At 36.4% G+C, this 17,392-nt stretch carries 17 protein-coding genes; all 17 read right to left on the bottom strand.

From position 1 onward, the window contains the following. Nucleotides 1–28: 28 nt before the first annotated feature. Complete coding sequence (gene atpH / locus BCR24_RS06880; RefSeq protein ID WP_069639818.1) at nucleotides 29–571, bottom strand: ATP synthase F1 subunit delta; 543 nt, start codon at nucleotides 569–571, stop codon at nucleotides 29–31. Then, complete coding sequence (gene atpF, locus BCR24_RS06875; protein WP_069639817.1) at nucleotides 558–1,085, bottom strand: F0F1 ATP synthase subunit B; 528 nt, start codon at nucleotides 1,083–1,085, stop codon at nucleotides 558–560. Before atpF ends, atpH begins: the two co-directional genes overlap by 14 nt. A gap of 621 nt (nucleotides 1,086–1,706) precedes the next feature. After that, the gene (gene atpE, locus BCR24_RS06870; RefSeq protein ID WP_069639816.1) at nucleotides 1,707–1,928 is read right to left on the bottom strand and encodes a F0F1 ATP synthase subunit C; all 222 of its coding nucleotides are present in this window, start codon (nucleotides 1,926–1,928) and stop codon (nucleotides 1,707–1,709) included. Nucleotides 1,929–1,969: 41 nt separating this feature from the next. Then, a complete protein-coding gene (gene atpB, locus BCR24_RS06865; RefSeq protein ID WP_069639815.1) occupies nucleotides 1,970–2,686 on the bottom strand; it encodes a F0F1 ATP synthase subunit A in 717 nt (238 codons plus the stop codon). Between the two features lie 320 nt (nucleotides 2,687–3,006). After that, nucleotides 3,007–3,471: an SsrA-binding protein SmpB gene (smpB, locus tag BCR24_RS06860; protein ID WP_069639814.1), complete on the bottom strand. Its 465-nt coding sequence runs from the start codon at nucleotides 3,469–3,471 to the stop codon at nucleotides 3,007–3,009. A 17-nt stretch (nucleotides 3,472–3,488) separates the two neighbouring features. After that, nucleotides 3,489–5,837, bottom strand: coding sequence for a ribonuclease R (gene rnr / locus BCR24_RS06855; protein ID WP_069639813.1), 2,349 nt, complete (start codon nucleotides 5,835–5,837; stop codon nucleotides 3,489–3,491). Continuing rightward, nucleotides 5,834–6,598, bottom strand: coding sequence for an alpha/beta hydrolase (locus BCR24_RS06850; RefSeq protein ID WP_069639812.1), 765 nt, complete (start codon nucleotides 6,596–6,598; stop codon nucleotides 5,834–5,836). The genes rnr and BCR24_RS06850 overlap by 4 nt, the downstream gene beginning before the upstream one ends. A 144-nt stretch (nucleotides 6,599–6,742) precedes the next feature. After that, nucleotides 6,743–6,979: a preprotein translocase subunit SecG gene (secG, locus tag BCR24_RS06845; protein ID WP_010765524.1), complete on the bottom strand. Its 237-nt coding sequence runs from the start codon at nucleotides 6,977–6,979 to the stop codon at nucleotides 6,743–6,745. A 132-nt stretch (nucleotides 6,980–7,111) separates the two neighbouring features. Next, nucleotides 7,112–7,387 (bottom strand): GNAT family N-acetyltransferase, encoded by a 276-nt coding sequence (locus BCR24_RS06840; RefSeq protein ID WP_069639811.1) that lies wholly within the window; start codon nucleotides 7,385–7,387, stop codon nucleotides 7,112–7,114. 2 nt (nucleotides 7,388–7,389) lie between these two features. After that, entirely contained in the window at nucleotides 7,390–7,662 is a 273-nt protein-coding gene (locus BCR24_RS06835; protein WP_069639810.1) for a (4Fe-4S)-binding protein, read from the bottom strand. A gap of 113 nt (nucleotides 7,663–7,775) precedes the next feature. After that, nucleotides 7,776–9,566, bottom strand: a complete 1,791-nt coding sequence (locus BCR24_RS06830) for a heavy metal translocating P-type ATPase (RefSeq protein WP_069639809.1) — start codon at nucleotides 9,564–9,566, stop codon at nucleotides 7,776–7,778. A gap of 159 nt (nucleotides 9,567–9,725) precedes the next feature. Continuing rightward, nucleotides 9,726–12,194 carry an HAD-IC family P-type ATPase gene (locus BCR24_RS06825; RefSeq protein ID WP_069639808.1) on the bottom strand — a complete coding sequence of 823 codons (2,469 nt, stop codon included), beginning with the start codon at nucleotides 12,192–12,194 and terminating at the stop codon, nucleotides 9,726–9,728. A gap of 437 nt (nucleotides 12,195–12,631) precedes the next feature. Next, a complete protein-coding gene (nadE, locus tag BCR24_RS06820) occupies nucleotides 12,632–13,459 on the bottom strand; it encodes an ammonia-dependent NAD(+) synthetase (protein WP_069639807.1) in 828 nt (275 codons plus the stop codon). 14 nt (nucleotides 13,460–13,473) lie between these two features. After that, nucleotides 13,474–14,946 carry a nicotinate phosphoribosyltransferase gene (locus BCR24_RS06815; protein ID WP_069639806.1) on the bottom strand — a complete coding sequence of 491 codons (1,473 nt, stop codon included), beginning with the start codon at nucleotides 14,944–14,946 and terminating at the stop codon, nucleotides 13,474–13,476. 80 nt (nucleotides 14,947–15,026) lie between these two features. Then, entirely contained in the window at nucleotides 15,027–15,437 is a 411-nt protein-coding gene (locus BCR24_RS06810) for a GtrA family protein (RefSeq protein ID WP_069639805.1), read from the bottom strand. A gap of 99 nt (nucleotides 15,438–15,536) precedes the next feature. Further along, a complete protein-coding gene (locus BCR24_RS06805; RefSeq protein ID WP_204638579.1) occupies nucleotides 15,537–16,169 on the bottom strand; it encodes a response regulator in 633 nt (210 codons plus the stop codon). Between the two features lie 12 nt (nucleotides 16,170–16,181). After that, a complete protein-coding gene (locus tag BCR24_RS06800; protein WP_069639804.1) occupies nucleotides 16,182–17,273 on the bottom strand; it encodes a sensor histidine kinase in 1,092 nt (363 codons plus the stop codon). Nucleotides 17,274–17,392 lie beyond the last annotated feature (119 nt).

Here is a 17,392-nt window from a genome sequence, read left to right as displayed (position 1 = left end):
TCAATTCACCTCTTTATTGTGCTGAACGTTATTTTAATAACAATTCTTGGATTCGTTCTAATTGCTTATGGATACTACCGTCGATCACTTTATAATTGGCCTCTATAATTACTCCACCAACAATATCCGGATCAATCAAATTGATCAAGTTTGCTTGTTCATAGCCTAAAAGTTTTGCTGCTTTTTCTTCCATTAATTGGTGTTGTTCTTTTGTCAAAGGAACGGCTGTTAATGCTGTTCCTAAAAGCAAGCTTTTGTGCTCATCATAACGTCTTTCGTATTCATCGATCATTAATAATAAATCAATCATACGTGAGTAGTTATAAACAACATATAAGAAGTTTTTTATCGTTCCATCAAAGCCAGTAACTAGTTGTTTCATGATTTCGTCTTTTTCGTAAGGTTCGAGACGTACATCACTTAAAATGTCTCCTAATTCTGGAACTTCGTGAAAAATCTCTCTAAGTTTTAACAAGTCTTGATAAACACTATCGGCTTCTTGCTTTTCAATCGCCAGCTCAAACAAAGCTTTACCGTAGCGTTTCCCTACCGTGTATTTATCTAACTTCATTTGACTTACCTAAACCTTCGATATAAGAATTGATTAATGAATCATGTGCATCTGGCGTCAATTCTTTGTTTAAAATTTTCTCTGCAATTTGTAAAGATAGACTTGCTACCTCATCTTTAACAGATGCCAATGCTTCTTCATGTTCTTGAGAAATATCTTGACGTGCTTTTTCTCGTAAACGTGAAACCTCATCATTGGTTTCTGATAAGATTTTTTGACGGTTTTGGTCTCCATTCTCTTTCGCATGTTTGATGATTTCTGCGGCTTCTGATTTAGAAGATAGTAACTTTTGTTGACGTTCTTCTTGTAGCTTAGCAGCTGCGATTCGAGATTGTTCTGCAGAATCTAAATCGTTGGCAATTTTATCTTCACGTTTTTTTAACATATCAGTGATTGCTTCCCAAGCAAATTTCTTGATTAGAAGCATTAAAATTAGAAAAGCGCCACTTACAACAATCATTGTGCCAATTGTTGTACTTGGTCCTGCTTCACCGATTACTAAATGATCTAGCATGAAGTTTCAACTTCCTTTCTCTGCAATTCTCTGTGGTGGTTGGTTACTATTTTTTGTATAGCATAGTTTAGTCCACCTTATTTTTAGTGAAAATTGGTATTTCTTTTAAAATAGGTTACTGTTCATCATCAGCTCTGCCTTTTGATTAGAACTTTGAAGTAAGACTGATGTTTTTGGCGGTCTTCTTTGTTTTTGGAAAAGCTTGGTGTTTCTTTTTTATAGGTTACTTCTCTCACTTCGTTCGCCAAGTACTGCTCATCATCAGCTCTGCCTTTTGGTTAGAACTTTGAAGTAAGACTGATGTTTTTGGCGGTCTTCTTTGTTTCTGGAAAAACTTGGTGTTTCTTTTTTTATAGGTTACTTCTCTCACTTCGTTCGCCAAGTACTGCTCATCATCAGCTCTGCCTTTTGGTTAGAACTTTGAAGTAAGACTGATGTTTTTGGCGGTCTTCTTTGTTTCTGGAAAAACTTGGTGTTTCTTTTTTTATAGGTTACTTCTCTCACTTCGTTCGCCAAGTACTGCTCATCATCAGCTCTGCCGAAGTCAGTCGCTGTGATTCGCAGCAAAGAAAGCAGTAACGCGTGGCGTTTAAAAACTCAGCGTCCTGCCTTCTAAAGGGATTATTTAAGCACTAATAACAATGCAATAACTACACCTAGAATAGGAACCGCTTCAATCAAGGCAACCCCGATAAACATTGTTGTTCTTAGTTGTCCAGCCATTTCTGGTTGGCGTGTCATTGATTCGATTGTTTTTGAGATAACTTTTCCGTTACCGTATGCTGCCCCGATGGCTGCTCCGAAAACTGCGATTGCTGCTGCGATATAATTTAATCCGTCCATTATTGTTTTCCTCCTAAGAAATAGTTGTTTTTATTTATTATTTATTCTTCGACTTCAACTTTATGAGCCATGTAAACCATTGATAATGTTACAAAAATAAATGCTTGGATTGCGCCGATAAATAATGAAAAGGCTAACCAGATCATTTCTAGCGGTATTGCGAGTGGAATCGTCCAAAGTCCGACACTTGATACCAGTCCTGCAATCAGTCCAAGTAATACTTCACCAGCAAAGATATTTCCGTATAAACGTAGTGCTAAAGTAAGCAAATTCGTAAATTCTTCCATCAACTTGATCGGCATTAGGAAAGATACTGGACTTAAAAAGCTATTTTTGAAATATCCTTTCAAGCCAAAACGACTAACACTAAAGAAATGTGTTAAAGCAATCATGATCAAGGCTAATGTCAAGGTAACCATTGGATCAGCTGTAGGGCTCTTCCAATACGTATAATCCCCGATCGCCACCTTGGTTACTAAACCAATAATGTTAGCAACTAAAACGAACATGAACATCGTGAATGCTAGCAGGTGAAAATTTGTTACTTCTTTACTCGGCATATTGTCGGTAATGATACTTCGAACAAAATCAATAAGATACTCAATAACATTTTGTTTGCCTTTAGGTTTCATTTGAATATTCCTTGTGCAGTAATATACTATCCCAAAGACAATGACACACGTTAACAGAACCATTAAGCAAATCGTTCCATCAAACCAAATTGGCCCAATCTTGAAGAGTAGTGTCTTCTCTTCCAAATTTTTTCACCTCTTTTCTAACAAACTTACGAGAAGCTTAAAAAGGCTTCTATATTCTTAACCACACGTATCATACCACCAACGATGAATAATTTCAAAAGAATTTCATGAAAATAAGACACTTCTTTTAATATGACAAAAATTTATCAGAACAAGGTCTTACTAGTATTCGGCAGTACAATAGTTGGTTACTGAAAAAATGATGAAAATCCATCAGTTTCTTTACACTCTACCAAATTTTTCACATAAGATAAAGCAAAGAAAACAAATATGCGAAAAAGAATAAAATAACCATTAAAAAACACCTAACTTTTGACAAACTAGCGCAAATTATTTTTAAGTGTCCGGCTGATTTCACGATTGATTTCTTTTCGTTTCAAATCTTCTCGTTTATCATATTGTTTTTTTCCTTTAGCAAGTCCAATCAACACTTTTGCATAGCCATTTCGAATATAGACTTTTAATGGAATAATCGTGATCCCTGTATTTTTTGTTTCAGCGATCAATTTAGCGATTTGCTTTTTGTGTAGAAGTAATTTTCTCGTCCGTAAAGGATCGTGATTAAAAATATTCCCCTGCTCATAAGGACTAATATGCACATTGAGCAGGTAAGCTTCCCCATTTCTGATTCTAGCAAAGCCGTCCTTTAAGTTGATTCGACCATTACGGATCGATTTGATTTCTGTTCCTTGTAACACGATACCCGCTTCCATCGTATCAACAACGGTATAGTCATGCCTCGCTTTACGATTTTGGGCAATCAGTTTTCCTTCCCCTTTTGGCATACCCATTCCTCCATTTTCTATTTTTTCTTTTGTTTCTTTATTTTTTTCTTTTTAGCCACTTCTTTATAAAATGGCTTTTTGCCTTTTTTCTTGTTTTTCTTTTGTGTAAAAGGTCTCTTATCTGTCTCTTTACGATCTGAGACGTTTCTGCGACGGTTATCTTGACGTTTTTTTGGTTTTGGTGCTTCGATTCTTTCTACTTCTTCCGCTTCTAGAAATTCGAAATCGATTTCTCTCGTTTCAGGATCGGCTTTGTCTACTTTGACTTTGACTTTTTGGCCGATTTTTAGGGTCATTCCTGTTCTTTCCCCAACAAGTGCCATATGATTTTCAATAAAATGGAAATAGTCTTGTTTTAAATTATTGACATGGATCAGACCTTCGATTGTATTTGGTAATTCAACAAAGAGACCAAATCGCGTTACAGAACTAATGATACCGTCGTACTCTTCCCCAATTTTATCTGCCATAAATTCAGCTTTCTTCATTGAATCAACTTCACGTTCTGTTTCAACAGCTCTTCGTTCCATTCTTGAACTATGATCTGCAATATCAGGTAAATTCTGTTCCCATTTCTCTTTTAGTTTTTCAGAAATCTTCCCTTCATAGCTACGGATCAGTCGATGAACGATCAAATCTGGGTAACGACGGATGGGGGAGGTGAAATGGGTATAATATTCTGCTGCCAAACCATAATGTCCATAGTTATCTTCTGAGTATCTGGCTTGTTGCATGCTACGCAATAGCATCGTATTGATGACTGCTTCTTCCGGTTTATCAGCTACTTGCTCCAAAACCTTTTGTAAGTCTTTTGGCGTAATATCTGCCTTTGTGCCTTTAACTAAAATACCTAATACAGCAGCAAAATCAAAGAAACGCTGCATTTTTTCTTCTTTTGGTTGTTCATGTATACGATAAATAAAGGGTAATTTCAACTCATTAAAGTGTTTAGCTACGGTTTCATTTGCTGCTAGCATAAACGATTCGATCAAACGTTCACCCACGCCACGTGTCCGCAATAAGATATCGTGTGGATGTCCTTCAGCATCAACTAATACTTTTGCTTCGCGGTCTTCAAAAGAAATCGCACCGCGGTTCTCCCGCATTTGTTCAAGAATACGATGAAGCTCGCCCATTTCTTTGAACATAGTCACTAATTTTTTATAACGTTTCATTGTTTCCGGCTTTTGCTCTTCTAAAATTTCATTGACAGCCGTATAAGTCATTCGTTCCGTTGTTTGGATGACACTTTGGAAAATATCATGTTTGACTACATAACCTTCTGGTGTTATCTCCATTTCACAACTCATCGTCAATCTAGGAACATTGGGGTTTAATGAACAAATCCCATTAGATAGGCGTTGTGGAATCATTGGCACAACACGATCAGTCAAATAGACACTTGTTCCTCGTTCATACGCTTCTTGATCCAACTCACTGCCTTCTGTTACATAATAAGAAACATCAGCAATATGCACGCCTAAAAAGTAGTTGCCATTTGCTAATTTATGGACAGTTACAGCATCGTCTAAATCTTTGGCATCTTCTCCATCGATTGTTACGATTATTTGATCACGCAAATCCCTGCGACCCTTGATATCTGTTTCTGAAATTGCATCTGGCACTTTGTCAGCTGCTGCAATAACTTCATCTGGAAAGCTTGTTGGAATACCATGAGCTACGACGATCGATAAAATGTCCATCCCTGGATCATTTTTATGACCAACTACTTTTTTAACTAACCCTTCTAAGCTTCTTGGGTATTCTTTATCTGGATAATGGGTGATTTCCACGATTACGATACTACCATCGACTGGCTTGATTCCTTGTGCAGCAATGTTAAACGTCAATCCTGTCATTTTTTTATCTTTGGGAATAGCATAACCGTATAAATCAGTTTCGTTCACTTCATTATCCTCATAAGCGATAAATTCACCAACCACTTGAGTGATTGCACGTTTTTTTATCTCCACGATTTTCCCTTCAGCACCACGATCTGAAAAAGCATCTGCTGGCTGTACGATATCAATTGCGACAAGATCCCCATCCATCGCAAAATTCACGGCTTCTTTCGGAATATAGACATCTGCTTCTTCCGGATCGATCGTTACAAAGCCAAAACCTCGTTCGTTTGCTCGAAAAGTGCCTTCAATATCTCCATTTTTCTGTGGTAAACGGATTTTCCCTTTTTTGGTGAATTCTATTAATTTTTCGCGTTCCATCGTTGCAACTGTTTGAACGAGCAACTTAAAATCTGAGCTCTTTTGTAATTGCAATCCCTCTGCGATTTCTTCCATAGAAAAACTTTTTTTCGTATGATTTTCCATGAAGGTTAGGATTTTCTCCTTGATTGTTTGTTTTGTCATTCTTTCTCCTCATTCCAAGACAATGTATTTAAAAATGCTAATACGTCTTGTTCTAATTGTTTATGATCTGGTCCTACGGTCAACACATGATCGCTATTTGGGTACCAGTTTAATGTAGATCGTGTCTGGGTTAGTGCTTGTGCCGTCTGATAAACGCCCATTGGATCGATCATTTCATCTTTTCCAGCTTGAGCCATAAACACTGGCACCTCGATTTGGGCTAGTTTATTTGCTGTTTGTTTGGAAAATGCTTCGATATCACTTAGTTGCTCATAAGAAGCTGTTTTGATATTCACCATTCGCTCAGCTCGTTCTTGTGTTGAAACTCCGGCCATTTTTAACACTTTATCCGCATAAAGGGCAAAGTTTTCTGGTACTTTATTTTTTACTGGAACAATTGGTGAACAAAAAAAACCACCACCAATGACTCCTTCCAGTTGATCTGTCAGGGCACTCATTGTAAAAATACCGCCCATCGAAAGGCCAAAAATCGCAAGTTCTTTATAGCCATGCTCTTTTAAAAACTGAATTGCTTCTATCGTATCCTGCCACCAATCACTTGTTGACTTTGCTAAAATATTTTCTGGTGCAACAGTTGCATGACCAGAGAAATTTGGTGAATAAACGGTATAATTCTCTTTTTCTAAATAACGACTCATCATTCGAACATCATTACTACTGCCTGAATAAGCGTGCAAAAGTAAAACCGCACGGGAACCATTTTGGGTAAATAATGGTTTAGGTAGACTTATTTTTTTCACTTTTTAATTCACCTCGTCTCCATTTTAGCACATTATCTAGTGAAAACCTTGTGAAAAGAAAGATGTTTCAAGAACTTTCCGTTTACCAATAATCATTTTTTCTAAAGAAAAAAGTCCCTCAGTAAATGAAGGACTTCAAAGGTCTTACTTTGATGATAACAATACTAAAATAAATAATAGTAACATCCAAACAGCACCAATAATTGCTGTTGCGCGTTGCATTACAGCTTCAAATCCACGTGCTTTTTGTTTGCCGAACAATTTATCTGCACCGCCCGTAAATGCACTTGCTGCACTGTTTTGTTTACTAGGCTGCATCATAACGGCAATAACCATCACTACTGAAAGGATGATCACAAGTGTTAAAATAAAATTATACATAGTCTAATTCTCCCTTATTCACAAAATACATCTATTATACTTTAGCATATTTCTTGCATAAATACCAGTTGTATTTAACAGCAGAAGAACAAAATACGATACATTGGGTCTATTTTTCTTATAATATTTTTATCAAGTTCTTAAAACATCGCCATATTCTGGCTTTCTATCGAACTCTTTTTTAGCAAATGGACAGAGTGGAATGATTTTTTTTCCTTCGCGACGGGCTTTTTCCACACCGCTATACACTAGTTTTTCGGCCAGCTTTTGTCCTCGGTAGGTTGGTTCCACAAAGGTATGATCAATGATCATCATTTTTTCTCCTGCATTTGACCAAGTCATTTCACCAATTTCTTGATTTTCATCATTTAATAATACAAAACGATCTTGTTCTTCTTTTATTTCCATAATTATTTTCCATCCTTTCGAATGTATTTTAAGGCTCCACTTGGACATGTGTTGATGACACGGATATCCTCTTCAACACTGCCATTATCAGTGATGATCCATGGACGGCGACCTACTTCAAAAACATCAGGATTACCGCGAACACAATTTCCAATATGAGCGCAAATGTCTTTACTATAATAAATATCTAGCTTTTCACCGGAATATTTACGATAGCCTTCTTCCAAAAGTAATTCTTCTGTTACATTTTTATCATTGATTTTACTTCCATCCATCTTATTGAATTCCTCCTCGGATCATAAAAAAACAATTATCTTCCTGTTCTTCAATAACTTGATTCTAACAATTTAAACATATCGTTGCAACTATCTGTTCTCTTAAAAAAACTTCAATCATTTTTAGCGCGTAAAGAAGATAAAATTGAAACAGTATCCACTACCTCTTGTAAAACGGCACCTAATAACGCTGGGATGATTCCTGTACTTGCGATTAACATCAAGACCGTACAAATCATAATACCAATCAACACAGATTGCTTGGCGATCTTCATCGTATCTTTAGAAATTTCCACAGCTTTACTGACTTTTTCCAAATCATCTTTTAAGATTACCACATCCGCCGTTTCACTGGCCGCTGTCGCACCATGTGCGCCCATGGCGATTCCTACATCAGCAATCGCCAAAGATGGTGCATCATTGACGCCGTCGCCTACCATGATCACTGGATGTTGAGAGTGAGGTAATTGTTTCAATACAGCAATTTTATCTTGCGGTAAACATTCCGCATGAACTTCGCTAATGCCAATTTTTTTTGCGATAGCAACAGCAATTGATTTCTGATCGCCTGTTATCATCAGCAAATGATCAATATGAAGTTTTTTCAACTGAATCATGGTTGCTTTGGCTTCTGGACGAATCCGGTCGGTAAAGGTGATATAGCCTAGATATTGGTCATTTTCTGAGACATAAATAGCTGTTTGGTCAGTTTCTTTTTCAATTTTTTGCGCTGTAACATAGGTTGCTTTGCCAACACGAATTACATTTCCTGCAATCACCGCTTTAATTCCCATGCCTGTTATCTCATCTAAAGCAGAAACTCGTTTCAATTTTGTTTTAGAGGATATGGCCGATAGCAAAGAACGTGCTAATATGTGACTTGATTCTTGTTCTGCACTTGCTGCTAACAACAAGAGTTCCTCCGCCGTAATTCCACTTTCAGAAACGATTTTATCGACTGATACTGTTCCTTTCGTGATCGTTCCAGTCTTATCAAAGGCAACAGATTTTGTTTCGGACATCTGCTCAATAGTAGTCCCTGTTTTCACAATGATTCCATTTCTACTTGAACGATTCATGCCAGCAACTAACGCAATCGGAGCTGCTAAAATCAATGGACATGGTGAAGCTACAACTAAAACTTCTGCGAATCTGGTTGGATCCTTTGAAATAAACCAAGCAACTCCAGCAATTACATAAGCTGTAATTGTGAATGGCACTGCATAACGGTCAGCCATCCGCACAAAACGAGCGGGATTTTCCTCTGATTCTTTGACAAGTTTCACAATGGTTTGATACTGACTATCTGCTGCAGTCTTTTTGGCTTTCATGGTCAATGAGCTATCACCATTGATTGAACCAGATAGTACAGAATCGCCTACTTTTTTATTTACAGGACGAGATTCTCCTGTCAAAGAAGATTCATCAACCGTCGAGATGCCATTCATGACATAACCGTCAACAGGAACTATTTCTCCTGGTTTTACAATAAGCTCATCGTCAACTTGAACTTTTTCAGCCAAAATATCTACTAGCGAACCATTAACCAACTGATGTGCCTTTTGTGGTGAGTGATCGAGTAAAGATTTTAATTCTTTGTTAGCACGTTTAGCGGCATAATCTTCTAGCGAATCGCCTCCAGTCAACATCACCAATATCATCAAACTCGCCCAATATTCTCTAACAGCTAATGTGGCGATGATTGCTGTGATCGCTAAAATATCTACACCATATCTGCCGGATTTCAACGTTTTTACCATTTCAATCAGCATTGACAGTGCCATTATAGATCCAGTCACAGCAATCAGGGCAAATGCCCATGTCGATTGTTCCAACACAAATTCAAATAGCAATGCGAAAACGCCAGTCATTATAGTAATGATCAGTTTTGTCAAATGTTTCATTTTTATCTACCCCTTTAAGGCTTTCCTTTTCTAACTTAAGACTACGCTTTGCGAAAGAAATAACAAAGTCAAAGGGCTTAAATGAAAATGATTGTCATTCTTTATTAGAAATATTTGTTAAAAAAGCCAGGACATTAATTCGTCCTGGCTTTTATCGTGTTAAATCACTCGTTTAGTTTTTTTGTTTTTTCTATGCTCTTTTCTTTTTTCAACTTCATAGATCGCTCTTGTCATAAACAAAGAGATATAGTTAAAGATCGAGCGACTTCCCAGAATCAATGGCAAGTAGAAGAAAACATTTCTTGTAAATAAAGGTGTCAGCATAAAGAAGTCTCCGAAGAATAAGAAACAAGCAATAAAAGCGATTAAAAGCATACCGATCATTAATTGCTTTTTCAAATCTAATGGTCTAGCAGCTCTCAGTAATACTTGGAATCCTACACAACCTGTAAGCAGCACGCACATTGTCGACACCTCTTGATGTGATAGTTCAAACAAAATACCTGCCAATTGTAACACTAAAATATTGAAGACCACCGTCAAAGCTCCTGGCACTGAAATACGCAAGATATTTGTTAAAAAATGACCTTTTATTCGTTGATAATTAGGCTCTAATGCCAAAATAAAGGAAGGAATACCAACTGTTAGTGTATTGATCGGCGTTAATTGTAGTGGCGCAAATGGATAAGGCAAAAATAAAAAGATGAATGTGACCGCCAATATAGCTGAGTAAATTGTTTTTACCATGTACATCGACGCCACCCGTTCAATATTATTGATCACTCTTCGACCTTCATTCAAAACTTGGATCATCGAACTAAAGTCAGAATTAAGCAGCACAACATCGGATACCGCTCGAGCCGCATCGCTTCCGCTAGCCATTGCGACACTTACATCCGCTTCTCGTAGTGAAAGAATATCATTAACTCCGTCTCCTGTCATACAAGTTGTATGGCCATTTTGTTTTAAAGCTTGAATCAATTCTCTTTTTTGATAAGGAGTCACTCGACCAAAGACGGTTGTTTTTTCAACTAATTCTTTGAAATCAGCGTCTTCTGAAATTTTGCTCATATCGACAAAATTTTCTGCCCCAGCGATTCCCGCTTGTTTAGCTATTTGTGATACCGTAATAGGGTTATCACCCGAAATAACTTTTAAAGTGACATCTTGCTTTGCAAAATACGAAAATGTGTCCACAGCATTTTCACGAATCGTATCGGCAATAATGAAGATCGCAACCGTCTCTTTTTTTGTTGGCAACACAGGACTCGTTAATTCGTCAGAAAAATGAACTAAAATTAAGACGCGGTCTCCTTGTTCGTTATAAGGAGCCAACTTCTCTTTTAAGTCTTGCGGAACATCAGAATAGATGAATTCTGGTGCGCCCATTACAAATGAACCTTTTTCCTCAAACGTGACACCACTCCATTTCCGATCAGAAGAAAATGGAATCACTTCTTTGACTTTCCAATTAGATTGCGTTAATGGAAATCGAGTTCTTAAAACTTTAGCTGTTGCATTTTGATCAGATAGGCCTGCCATCATTTCACTCATCGCCCGCTCGATTTCACTAGCTGGAAAACCTGCTTGAGGAATCAATTCTTTAAACGTTAAACTACCATCTGTAATAGTTCCAGTCTTATCTAAACAAATTGTGTCGACACGAGCAAGTGTTTCAATACAAGATAAACGCTGAATCAACGTTTGTTTTCTGGCTAAATTCGCAGCACCTACAGCAAAGGCTACACTGGTCAACAGCATCAAGCCTTCTGGAATCATACTGATCAAGGCCCCTGAAACACCTAAAACAGTTTTCGGAAAGGACTGCGTTGATTGATATTGGGACCAAAATAATAGCAAACCAATTGGGACAATTGCAAAAGTCAGTCCTTTAATCAACAAATTAAGAGAATTCATCAATTCAGAAGTTGATGGCTTTTCAGTTTTTGCTTCTTTCGATAACTTAGAGACAAAGTTATCTTCCCCAACAGCTGTGATTTGAACAAAACCTAAACCTGAGGTAATAAAACTACCACTCATGATTTTGTCACCATTTTGCTTTGTGATTTTATCAGACTCACCCGTTAAAAGAGATTCATCAACCTCCATCCCTTCCGCTTGGAGCACAATACCATCAGAAGGAACTTGATTTCCTAAAGTTAGAACTAAAACATCGCCTAAAACTATTTCATCTTGAAAAATTTTTGTCACTTGATTTTCTCTGACTGCCATTACTTCAGTTTTATTGACGATCGATAATTTATCGATTGTTTTCTTTGCATGAATTTCTTGAATCACACCAATTGCTGTATTGATGATAATGATCCAGAAGAATAAAGCATTTTTAGGATAACCTACAGCAAAAACAGCTGCCGCTAAAAACAAGTTGATGAAATTAAACAGTGTTAAAGAATTATCTAAAATAATCTGTTTTGTAGTTCTAGAAAGATCTTCCCCTTCATTATTGTATTTTCCTTCAGCATACAGCTGTTGCACTTCTTGATTGGATAGTCCTTTTATAGTTGGTGGAATCCGAATATCATTATTATTTAGTGATTGTGGCTTTATTTCAGATGAAAGAAACTCCTCGCTATCAATATCTCTTTTTCGTTTTAACAATTTTCTCATACTTTCGTTCACCTTTTTCTTGCTAATATTACTTCAATTGTAGAGTATTTTAGCGTATTTTTCTGGCACCTGATTTAAGTTTACACTTTTTTTAACCATTTGAACAAAATGAAGGTGCTTTGATTAGTAATGGAATATAAAAAAAGAAAGGCTAAAATTCTAGTCTTTCCTTTTTATCATTTTTTGCTTGTCTGTGTTCGAGCAATGTCCATGCTACAGATTACAGTATAGTGAAAAATAGTTCGATCCACTCACTCCTTATTGGAGTGAGACATCGTGCGGTCAAGTATAAATGTCTGACTGCATGGATTTCAATGAAAAATTTGCTAATCATCCCTTTTTTCTCTATTATTTTGGTGCGGATCTCCCAATGTTTTCATGGTCACTTAGGAGCCGCACCTAGAATTATCTATTCATTCGCCTGCTAGCTTAAGAGCTTACTTCCAAAAAGTATCAAAAATCGAAATCGGCATATGACGCTTATGCTGAGTTTTTTTATACCAACCTTCTATCGTTTCTCGCGCTTTATCCGACACCGTTTTTCCTTCAACATAGTCATCAATATCATCATACGTCACACCAAGGGCTACTTCATCAGCCACTAAAGGTTTGTCATCTTCTAAGTCAGCAGTCGGTATCTTAGTATACAGTTCAGCTGGTGAACCTAATTCTTTCAGCAACGCTTTCCCTTGACGTTTATTTAAGCGGAATAGTGGTAAAATATCCGCTCCGCCGTCCCCATATTTTGTGTAAAAACCAGTAATATTTTCTGCTGCATGATCCGTTCCGATTACAGCACCGGATTTTTCTCCAGCAATTGCATATTGAACGATCATTCTTTGGCGAGCTTTCATATTCCCTTTATTAAAATCTGTGATTGAAACCTCTGATTCTTCCAAGGAGCTAACACAAGCATCAATCGCTGGTTTGATATTTACTCGCAAAGAATTATCTGGTTGAATAAACTCTAACGCTTTTTTAGCATCCGCTTCATCTGCCTGCTCACCATAAGGTAAACGAACAGCTACAAATTGATAGGCTTCATCTTGTGTTTCTCTTCGCATTTCTTCCATTGTTAATTGAGCTAATCGTCCAGCTAAGGTAGAATCTTGCCCTCCACTGATTCCTAGTACAAAGGTCTTTAAAAAAGGGTATTTATATAAATAACTTTTCATGAATTCAATGCTTTTTCGAATCTCTTCTTGCGGATCTATTTGTGGCTTTACACCTAATTCTTCAATAATTGCCTTTTGCAATGACGCCATAAAAATCCCTCCTATTATTTACCTTGACTTAACGCTTTTACATCTACTCGAACTTTTTCCAGTAAACGCATTTTATGGTTCCAGCACTCAGTTGATAAATCTACTGGATATTTTTGAGGATTTAGGTCCCGTTTGTATTCTTCCCAAAGTGAATCAAGATTTTCTTTTGCGTAACTTTTGATTTCTTCCAGAGTAGGCATTTCGTAGACACGTTTACCAGCAACAAAAATATCTTGTAAAACTGCTCTTGCTTCGAAATCTCTAACGGTTTTATTGATGAAGGTATGCACTGGATGGAACATATAGATTTCCTCTTGCTCACGAGGATCTTCATCCCATAAAGTTACATAATCCCCTTCAGATTTTTTATCTGATTTACGTGTGATGCGCCACACCTGTTTTTTGCCAGGTGTTGTGACTTTTTCAGCATTGCTAGAAAGTTTGATCGTATCTTCCATTTGTCCATTTTCGTCTTCGATCGAAACAAGTTTAAATACCGCACCCAATGCTGGTTGATCATAGGCTGTAATCAATTTTGTACCAACGCCCCAAACATCAATTTTAGCTTTTTGCATTTTTAAACTTAATATCGTGTTTTCGTCTAGATCATTTGAGGCGTAGATTTTTGCCTCTGTATATCCTGCTTCATCTAGTTGTTCACGAACTCTTTTTGAAATATAGGCCATATCACCACTATCAAGACGAACACCAAGAAAGTTGATCTTATCTCCCATTTCATTCGCGACACGAATAGCACTCGGTACCCCTGATTTCAAGGTATCATAGGTATCCACTAAAAAGACGCATTCTTTATGCGTTTTAGCATAAGCTGTAAAGGCATCGTAATCATTGCCATATGACTGCACTAATGAATGAGCATGTGTGCCGCTCACTGGGATACCAAAAACCTTTCCTGCACGTACATTACTGGTAGCGTCTGCTCCACCAATATAAGCCGCACGAGTCCCCCAAACAGCTGCATCTAATTCTTGTGCACGACGCGTACCAAATTCCATCAACGGATCTTCTCCGATTACTGATTTGATACGAGCGGCTTTTGTTGCAATCAGCGTTTGAAAATTGACCATATTCAGTAAAGCAGTTTCAATCAACTGACATTGTGCTAAAGGCCCCTCTACTTGAATCAATGGTTCATTATTAAAGACTAAATCTCCTTCTAATGCAGAGCGAACCGTGCATTTAAATTCAAATTCTTTGAGATAGGTCAAAAAGTCCTCAGGGTACGCTTCAACCTCTCTAAGATAAGCAATATCTGTCTCCGTAAAAGTTAGATTCTCTAAATAGTCCACTAATCGTTCTAAACCAGCAAAAATGGCATAGCCATGATTAAACGGCATCTCACGAAAATAACATTCAAAGACTGAATGCAAATCCGCTCTACCTAATTGCCAGTAGGTTTGCATCATGTTAATTTGATATAAATCCGTATGTAATGTTAATCCGTCATCATCGTAAACTTTTGTCATCTCAGTGTACCACCTTTTATTTTTCTAGAATTTTAATTTCTATTATACCAAAAAACTATTTTTTTAACTAAAAACTACTTTTAAGATGTTTTCTTATTAAAAATAAAAAACTTGCTGAAAAAGTAATTCAACACGACTACTGCCACTTGAGTCGCCATTTTTGACCAAAAATCCGAAATATTTAAAACTTCTATCATTAAAATCATCAATGCCATATCGATAACAAAAGACAAAATACGATACCAGTAAAAAAGCAGTATTTCCCTAACAAAAGAACCTAGATCATCATGCTTACTGCCAAAGACAAAATACTTGTTTGTAAAAAAGGCGAATAATACAGATAAAAACCAACTGATTGCATTACTGATTTTATAATCGATTCCTAACATGTCTTTACAAATAAAAAACACCACAAAGTTAACAATTGTCGTTGCCACGCCAAACGCTATATAAGAAATCACTTCCTTATATTTATAAATCAATTCTTTCAACACATACGCTCCCTTTCATTGCTCTTTTTATTTTATCAAAGATAGAAGAGAAATCCTACTGCTTTTCAATTTCCGTATCATCAACTATAGCGATTAAGTTTATTTCACATAGATATTTTTATAGTAGAAAACAGCTAGCTGGGTTCGATCTCTTAATGCTAACTTTTCTAATAAACTACTGATATAATTTCTGATAGTTCCCTCACTTAAATGTATTTTTTCAGCGATTTCTTTATTGTTCAATCCTTCTGCAATTAACGAGAGGATCGATAAATCTTTTTCATTCAATTTAAGTTCTTCTAAACAACCATTTTTTTCAGTTTTTAATAATTGTGGCAATCGATCCATGATTGTATGCCCAAAAACGGATTGGCCATTTTTAACTGCTTTGATTGATGGCACAATAGCTTCTAAGTCCTGTTTTAACAAATATCCTTTCACACCGATTCTAAGAGCTTCGACGATATATTCATCGTCTGAAAACGTCGTTAACAGTAAAATAGAAGCTTGTTCTTCTTTTGCTAATATCTCTGTAGCAGCCTCTATTCCAGTTGACTCACCCATCCGAATATCCATCAATAAAATATCTGGATGCAGTGTTTCATACAATTCAACCGCTTGTGTCGCATTGTTTCCTATCCCTATTACACTAATTTCACCACTCGCTTCAACAATTGTTTTGAGTGAAGTGGTCACTAATAAATCATCATCTACAATCAATAATCGAATCATTTCTTAAACCCCTTATTTTGGCAAGACCGCTAGTACTGAAAAGCCAATTTCTTTTCGACGATAGCTTAATCTTCCTCCTAATTTTTTAATTCTTTCTTGCATACCAATCAAACCGATCCCTATTTCATTTGGATTTTTACTTTGATTCTGAGTGCCATTATCCTCTATTGTTAATTTATAAAAACCTGGATGATCTTGAAATTCAATGACTACTTTGTCCGCATTACTATGTTTCATTACATTAGCCAGTGATTCTTTGATTAGCATTAAACAGGCCAATTTATATTCTTTGCTGATACGTTCAGAGAAGGCCCCAATTAATTGTACCTCGCAAAAAGTAAAGTTTTGCACTATATTTTGACATGCTAATGCCAAGCTCAGTGACTCATCATGTAAATCATGAACACTTTCTCGAATACTATTCATTCCTTCAGTGATTGTTTTTTGAAGCTGATCTAATGGTTGTTTTAGCTTGTCTTCTTGGTTGATCGCTTTAAGCGCTCCTGTCTGCAATAATGCGCTTGAAAGTAAGTGCCCTACATTATCATGGATATCTCGAGCAATTCTATTTCGTTCATTTGAAAGCTCCAAATCAATCTTTATTTCTTGTTGTTTGATCAAGTCAGAATTATGTGCTTCAAATGAAAAATTATTTTCGTAGTTCTCTTCTTCTAATAAAATATAATTATTTCGTAGCGTATACTCTTTCGTAGTAAGAACAGCCAAATATCCAGCTAGCCCGCATAAAAGCAAAAGATACATCTTTAAACTAGTTGAGTACTCATTGCTATATAGCAGAAAAGCTACAATCAAACCACTATTTAAAAGAGATACTTTTTTTCCCTCTTCCAACATTCCATCATAAAAAAGAATCGGAATAAAATACGCATATTCTAACCACCAAGCTGCACTAATCATCAAGGTCAAAAGACCGAAAAAAGAAAATTTTGGTTTTTTAATGACCCAAAGAAAAATATCTAGCATCATCGTGACTAAAATAAAAAGGACCATTTCAGTTTGATACGTTTGATTGATCAGGATGATTGTACATAAACCTAACAAAAAAACTTTATCCACTATATTGCGCATTTTAAATTTATCCATCATTCTCTCCAAATTCGTTTATTGTATGACAAATGTCACATCGATATAGGAAAATATTCACTTATATCTTTATATAGTATAGGTTATAGTTCTATTATAAAGAAAAAAAGGAGAATTTC

The organism is Enterococcus ureilyticus (assembly GCF_001730315.1).
GTDB classification, from domain to species: Bacteria; Bacillota; Bacilli; order Lactobacillales; family Enterococcaceae; genus Enterococcus_L; species Enterococcus_L ureilyticus.
This window is presented reverse-complemented; position numbering and strand designations above follow the sequence as displayed.